Raw genomic sequence first — 6,146 nt, 5'->3', positions numbered from 1 at the left:
AGACCATCATTAGGAAGCAAGACGGAGGTGACCAGCTTGCGACGGTCGCTCCATTTGGTGGAATTCCTGTTGAACGGGAACGAAATTCTCGATACCCATCTTGTCCAGATGCTCCGAAACCTTCTTTTCATGGTGCATCCGAACCAAAGCAACATACCAGCGTTTTGAGTGTGCTACGCCTTCCCCTGTCCCATAAATAGGCCCAGCATTGAGTGATTTCTTTTTCTTAAAATCATGTTTTTTTACCCCATGTTTATCCGTTACTTCTTAGGTAACTCACAAACAAAGGACAAGCTAAACAGGGAACTTTTTTTCAACGAAAACATCGGAAGAGGACTGGTATTCAGGAAATAAGGCAGAAGTGAAGGTGTCTTTCATAAATTGGAATAAAAAAAGACATAACACGGATATTGTCATTTTCCGTCTGTTATGCCGACTTTTGATTCATTTTAAGAAATTAATTTCATTTTTGTTTGCGTATTTTCATAAATATGTCCATCTTTGCGCCATGAATCATTCCGTTACCTAAGAAGTAACACACACCCATAAACACTGTATATCAGGATTCTAAATCACACATACAGGCCAGAACCGCACCTCTTAACGTAAGACAAATTCATCCGGTTTACCTCCGTACGCTCTTTCAGCTCAAAGCCTTTCAGATAAATCTGCGTGGTCTTGATCGACTTATGCCCAAGCGACTCGCTGATCATCTCGATAGGGACACCACGGTACTTGGCGGTGGTAGCCCAAGAATGGCGCAGCGTGTAGGAAGTGACGGGGAAGTTAAGACGCAGCCGCTTTGCCAGGGATTTCAGGCAGTAGTTGAATCTCCGGAGAGCGGACTGGTATTCACGGTAAGCTTTCTCATCCTTCCTTTTCTTATCTCCCTGAAGGATGCCGAAAAGGTAGTCGGGACAGCCGGGACGGGGAGACCGCCGGTTACGGAGCTGCTCGAGCATCTCCTGTGCGCTGTCCAGAACCTCAACGCTCATGGGAGTCTTCGTCTTGACACGATTGTAGCGCAGCACGTTGCTATCAAGAGCGGATTTCTCCAAATGGCTCAGATCGGCGAAAGACATCCCGCAGAACTGGAACATCAGAGCGGCGATAGCCTGGGTACGGCGGAGACGGTCAGAATGGGGGTCTTCATAAAGAAGCCTGCGAAGAGCGACGACGGGAAGCGCCTTTTTCTGACGAACGTCCACTCCCGTATAGACCTCATGAAACAGGCGGTGGACATAAGGAGCGCTACCCGCTTCCACACCACGATTGTAGATACTCCGAAGCATACGCATATACGTGGAAATCGTATTGGGCTTCAGACCACATGCGTAAAGATGCTGTTCGTAACGGCGAAGGCGGTCACGGGTGACTTGACGGAAAGACACACTATGGACACCACAAAACTTGCTAAAAGAAAGAAGCGCGTTCTGATAGACATGCGCCGTAGAATAGCGGCCCTCCTCGCGCAAACGGCCGATATAGATATCGGCACAACGACTAAATCCATTTTTATTCATTATTTACATCACTAGTTTTATTACAACCTACAAAGTAAGATGAATAAACACGATATCTTAGTTTTATCTTGTTTGACTATATTAAAATTACTAAAAAAGGGCTTCTGACATATTTTATGTCAGAAGCCCCTTTAAAATAAATTCTTTGAGAAAATTTAGTTTCTCAAACCCAATTATCCATTCACCTTTTTATAATCTTCCAAAAATTTCTTCAATCCCGAATCAGTCAGCGGATGATTCAACAACCCTTTGATAGCACTCAACGGACAGGTAGCCACATCTGCTCCCATCTCCACACACTCGATGATGTGCTTCGTATTGCGGATAGAAGCCGCCAATACCTGAGTCTTGTAATCATAGGTGCGATACATACGTACAATATCACCGACAAGCCCTACCCCGTCTTCGCAAATATCATCCAGGCGTCCGACAAAAGGCGAAACGTAAGTCGCTCCGGCCTTTGCAGCCAGCAATGCCTGCCCGACGGAAAATACCAATGTACAATTGGTCCGGATTCCTTTTTCTGTAAAGTACTTGATAGCTTTGATACCATCAGCAATACAAGGCACCTTGACAACAATGTGCGGATTGAGTGCAGCAAGCTCTTCCCCTTCGCGGATCATCCCTTCATAATCCGTTGCTATTACTTCCGCACTTACATCAGCATTGACAATTTTACATATTTTAATGTAATGTTCACGCTGATTCTCCGTACCTTTAATGCCTTCTTTCGCCATCAGCGAAGGATTGGTAGTCACTCCGTCAAGTACTCCGAGGTCATACGCCTCCTGAATCTGCTCCAAATTGGCTGTGTCAATAAAAAACTTCATAATTCTATTTTTTTAATGGTTAACTATCTGGTAGTCAAAGATAAGAATTATTTCTCATCTTTCCTAGATCAGGCAATGGTTATTGCCGGATCGAGGTAGACATCCTGAATAGCGTTTAATAATTCGACACCCTTATTCATCGGCTTCTGGAAGGCTTTACGTCCGCTGATCAATCCCATACCACCGGCACGCTTATTGACAACTGCCGTAATGACCGCATCACGCAAATCGGAAGCCCCATGAGATTCTCCACCGGAATTGATCAATCCGACACGTCCCATATAACCATTTGCCACCTGATAACGACAGAGATCAATCGGGTGTTCCGATGTGAGTTCCGTGTACATGCGTTCATCTGTCTTTCCGAAACCAATCGCTTTGAAACCACCATTATTGGTAGGAAGTTTCTGCTTCACAATGTCCGCTTTGATGGTAACTCCCAAACGGTCAGCCTGTCCGGTAAGGTCGGCAGCAGCATGATAATCGATAGCTCCCTTCTTGAAATCGCTATTACGCAAATAACACCACAGAATGGTAGCCATACCAAGCTCGTGAGCATATTCGAAAGCCTCAGCAATCTCTACCAACTGGCGGCGACTCTGTTCCGAACCGAAATAAATGGTTGCTCCTACTGCTACAGCTCCCATATTCCAAGCTTCTTTCACCGTGCCGAACAATACCTGATCGTATGTATTCGGATAAGTCAGCAGCTCATTGTGATTCAACTTTACCACGAAAGGTATTTTGTGCGCATATTTACGTGCGACTGATCCTAGAATACCGAATGTGGAAGCTACTGCATTACAGCCTCCTTCGATAGCCAGTTTCACAATATTCTCCGGATCGAAATAAATGGGATTCGGTGCAAAGGATGCGCCGGCTGTATGCTCAATATCCTGATCGACAGGAAGAATGGACACATAACCCGTATTTGCCAAGCGTCCATGCCCTAAAAGGGTTTGCAGGCTATTCAATACTTTAATGTTTCGGTCCGAATCAATCCAGACTTTATCAATAGTATCCGGTGAAGGTATATAAATCAACGACTTATCAATGGTCTTACAGGTATGGTCCAGATAATAACTGGTCTTATCTCCTAATAAATCAACTACTTTACTCATAACTTTATTTTTTTAATGTATAACAATTTATATACAGGCGATGAAGCCTGCTATTTTTTCTTCCCCTGATTGGCTACCGCTTCCATCAGCTTACGAATTTCTTCCGGATTGCCCAGGAAGTAATCGTTGGCAACATTCAGGTTCTCGTCGAACTCAAATACATAAGGAACGGCAGTAGGAAGATTCAGTTTGATGATATCTTCATCAGAAATATGTTTCAAATGCTTGATGATACCTCGCAGACTATTGCCGTGCGCGACAACCAGCAAGGTATGCGCATCTCTTAAAGCCGGAAATATATCCGACTCCCAGTACGGCATAATACGGTCGATGGTATCTTTTAATGATTCGGTACGCGGCAGCTCCGCATCGGGTACTTCGTGATAGCGGAAATCGAAACGCGGATTTCTCAAATCGCTTTCGGAAAGCGGATTGGGAGCAATATCATAACTGCGGCGCCATATCAGCACTTGCTTTTCTCCGTATTTCTCAGCTGTTTCCGCCTTATTGAGTCCTTGCAGGTCGCCATAATGCTTCTCATTCAGACGCCAGCTCTTCTCGACAGGAATCCAGTCCAGATTCATTTTATCAAGCACGCAGTTCAAGGTTTTGACTGCCCTCTTCAGATAAGAAGTATAGGCTTTATCGAAGTTGAAGCCATATTCCCTCAACGTAACGCCCGCCTTTTCCGCTTCGGCAACTCCCTTTTCCGTCAGGTCTACATCCGTCCAACCTGTGAAACGGTTTTCTTTGTTCCAAGCACTTTCTCCATGACGAAGTAATACTATCTTTTTCATTCTTAATGATCTCCTTTCATCTTTTTATATATACAACATTTTGTTACTCTACAAAGTTCACGAAAGAATCAGCAGGTATCAATACCTAAAAGTGATGGTTTATTGAAAAGAATTCAATAAAAATGATTATTTTTACGGACTAAATGAATATTCAACCGCCAGTTAAAACAAGTCAGACATTGGAAACAAGCAAACAGAAAGAATTCACATTCCTGCAAAAACTGCTGAATAAAGCGAATATGGGATGGTGGGAAGCGGACTTAAAAACAGAAAGTTATGTATGTTCCGAGTTTATCTCCCGATTACTCGGGATAGACGAAGACGGAGTGATCAGTTTTGAAGATTTCAATAAACGTATTCTAAGGGAGGATCAGCACCATACTACCAGCTACTCTTTCGATAAATTGCAACAGAGCATTGAGGAGGTGTACCTGCTCCATACTCCCCACGGGGAAGTATGGATTCGCAGTAAAATATGCTTTCAGGAAACTGATGAGGAAGGAAACACCAAAATATACGGAATAGCAGAAACTCAAGATGGTCCCCACATGGCTTCCGCCTATCAGGCACTGCAAAACAGTGAACGTATCCTGCACAATATCTATAAAAACCTTCCCGTCGGCATTGAACTGTATAATAAAGACGGTTATCTGCTTGACTTGAATAAAAGGAACTGGAAATGTTCCATATCACCCATAAAGAAAAAGTTATTGGTATCAATATCTTTGAGAATCCGGCACTACCCGAAGAAATAAAGCTAAAGATCAGAGATAATGAAGAGGTTGAATTCACCTTCCAATATGATTTTTCAAAAATCAAAGGATATTATGAATCGGAAAAAACATCCGGTTTCATTAATCTGACAACAAGAATAACAACACTCTATGATCATGACCGGCAGCCCATCAATTATCTGTTGATAAACGTAGATAAGACGGAAAACACCATCGCCTACAACAAAATTCAGGAATTTAAAAATTTCTTTGAACTGGTAGGAGATTATGCCAAGGTTGGATACGCTCATTTTGATGCGTTAAGCCGCAATGGTTATGCCTTAAGCAGCTGGTATAAAAATGTAGGAGAAGAGGAAGGCACGCCCCTACCGGAAATTATCGGTATCCATTCTCACTTTCATCCGGAGGACCGGGCTGTTATGCTCGACTTTCTGGCGAAAGTGGTCAAAGGCGAAAGTACGAAATTATGCAGGGATGTACGTATCCTCAGAGCCGACGGAAGTTATACGTGGACACGGGTGAATGTGTTGGTCCGCAACTACCGGCCGCAGGATAATGTCATCGAAATGCTGTGTATCAACTTTGATATTACCCAGCTAAAAGAAACCGAGCAAATGCTTATCAAAGCCAAAGAGAAAGCCGAAGAAGCGGATCGTTTAAAATCTGCCTTCCTTGCCAACATGAGTCACGAGATACGTACTCCGCTCAATGCAATCGTCGGTTTCTCAAGTATGCTGGAAGAGGCGGAGGATCAGGAAGAAAAGCATCAGTATATCACGATCATAGAAGATAATAACAAGTTGTTGCTTCAGCTTATTTCCGATATCCTCGACTTATCGAAAATCGAAGCGGAAACTTTCGACATTATTCCTGAAAGGGTGAATGCGAAACAGCTTTGTAACGATCTGTTTCAGGCTATGCAAATGAAAACTAGTCCGCAAGTAGAACTCCGCCTGAAAGATAATTTACCCGAACTGACGTTCACCAGTGACAAGAACAGACTTTATCAGGTATTACTGAACTTTGTGACTAACGCATTAAAATTCACTTCCGAAGGAAATATCACCATCGACTACCAAATAGACGGAAACGAAGTGAAATTCTCCGTTCAGGACACGGGAATGGGGATAGAGCCGGAAAA

The 6,146-nt window shown here is 43.4% G+C and carries 4 protein-coding genes and 2 pseudogenes; 1 reads left to right on the top strand and 5 read right to left on the bottom strand.

What is annotated here, in order from left to right; translation table 11 throughout:
* From HMPREF9007_RS0125455 to gpmA, 5 genes and pseudogenes are all read right to left on the bottom strand, one after another.
* Nucleotides 1–198, bottom strand: a pseudogene (locus HMPREF9007_RS0125455) (transcription termination/antitermination NusG family protein); the annotation flags it as partial.
* Nucleotides 199–572: 374 nt separating this feature from the next.
* Nucleotides 573–1,523 (bottom strand): tyrosine-type DNA invertase cluster 3b, encoded by a 951-nt coding sequence (locus tag HMPREF9007_RS03145; protein WP_008763389.1) that lies wholly within the window; start codon nucleotides 1,521–1,523, stop codon nucleotides 573–575.
* Nucleotides 1,524–1,696: 173 nt separating this feature from the next.
* Complete coding sequence (gene fsa / locus HMPREF9007_RS03150) at nucleotides 1,697–2,353, bottom strand: fructose-6-phosphate aldolase (RefSeq protein ID WP_008763388.1); 657 nt, start codon at nucleotides 2,351–2,353, stop codon at nucleotides 1,697–1,699.
* A gap of 68 nt (nucleotides 2,354–2,421) precedes the next feature.
* A complete protein-coding gene (locus tag HMPREF9007_RS03155; RefSeq protein WP_008763387.1) occupies nucleotides 2,422–3,474 on the bottom strand; it encodes a class I fructose-bisphosphate aldolase in 1,053 nt (350 codons plus the stop codon).
* A 50-nt stretch (nucleotides 3,475–3,524) separates the two neighbouring features.
* A complete protein-coding gene (gene gpmA / locus HMPREF9007_RS03160; RefSeq protein WP_008763386.1) occupies nucleotides 3,525–4,271 on the bottom strand; it encodes a 2,3-diphosphoglycerate-dependent phosphoglycerate mutase in 747 nt (248 codons plus the stop codon).
* A gap of 239 nt (nucleotides 4,272–4,510) precedes the next feature.
* On the opposite strand from gpmA, the pseudogene HMPREF9007_RS03165 reads away from it, so the two are divergent.
* Nucleotides 4,511–6,146, top strand: a pseudogene (locus tag HMPREF9007_RS03165) (histidine kinase dimerization/phospho-acceptor domain-containing protein); the annotation flags it as partial.

Origin of the sequence: Bacteroides sp. 1_1_14, from assembly GCF_000162515.1 — a bacterium.
GTDB lineage: Bacteria > Bacteroidota > Bacteroidia > Bacteroidales > Bacteroidaceae > Bacteroides > Bacteroides thetaiotaomicron.
Note: the sequence above shows the minus strand (reverse complement) of the source record. Positions and strands in the feature narration are given on the sequence as shown.

Bases quoted from the DNA above. Each gene is read 5' to 3' on its own strand.
- HMPREF9007_RS03145 (WP_008763389.1), bottom strand. From the start codon at position 1,523: ATGAATAAAAATGGATTTAGTCGTTGTGCCGATATCTATATCGGCCGT.
- fsa (WP_008763388.1), bottom strand. From the start codon at position 2,353: ATGAAGTTTTTTATTGACACAGCCAATTTGGAGCAGATTCAGGAGGCG.
- HMPREF9007_RS03155 (WP_008763387.1), bottom strand. From the start codon at position 3,474: ATGAGTAAAGTAGTTGATTTATTAGGAGATAAGACCAGTTATTATCTG.
- gpmA (WP_008763386.1), bottom strand. From the start codon at position 4,271: ATGAAAAAGATAGTATTACTTCGTCATGGAGAAAGTGCTTGGAACAAA.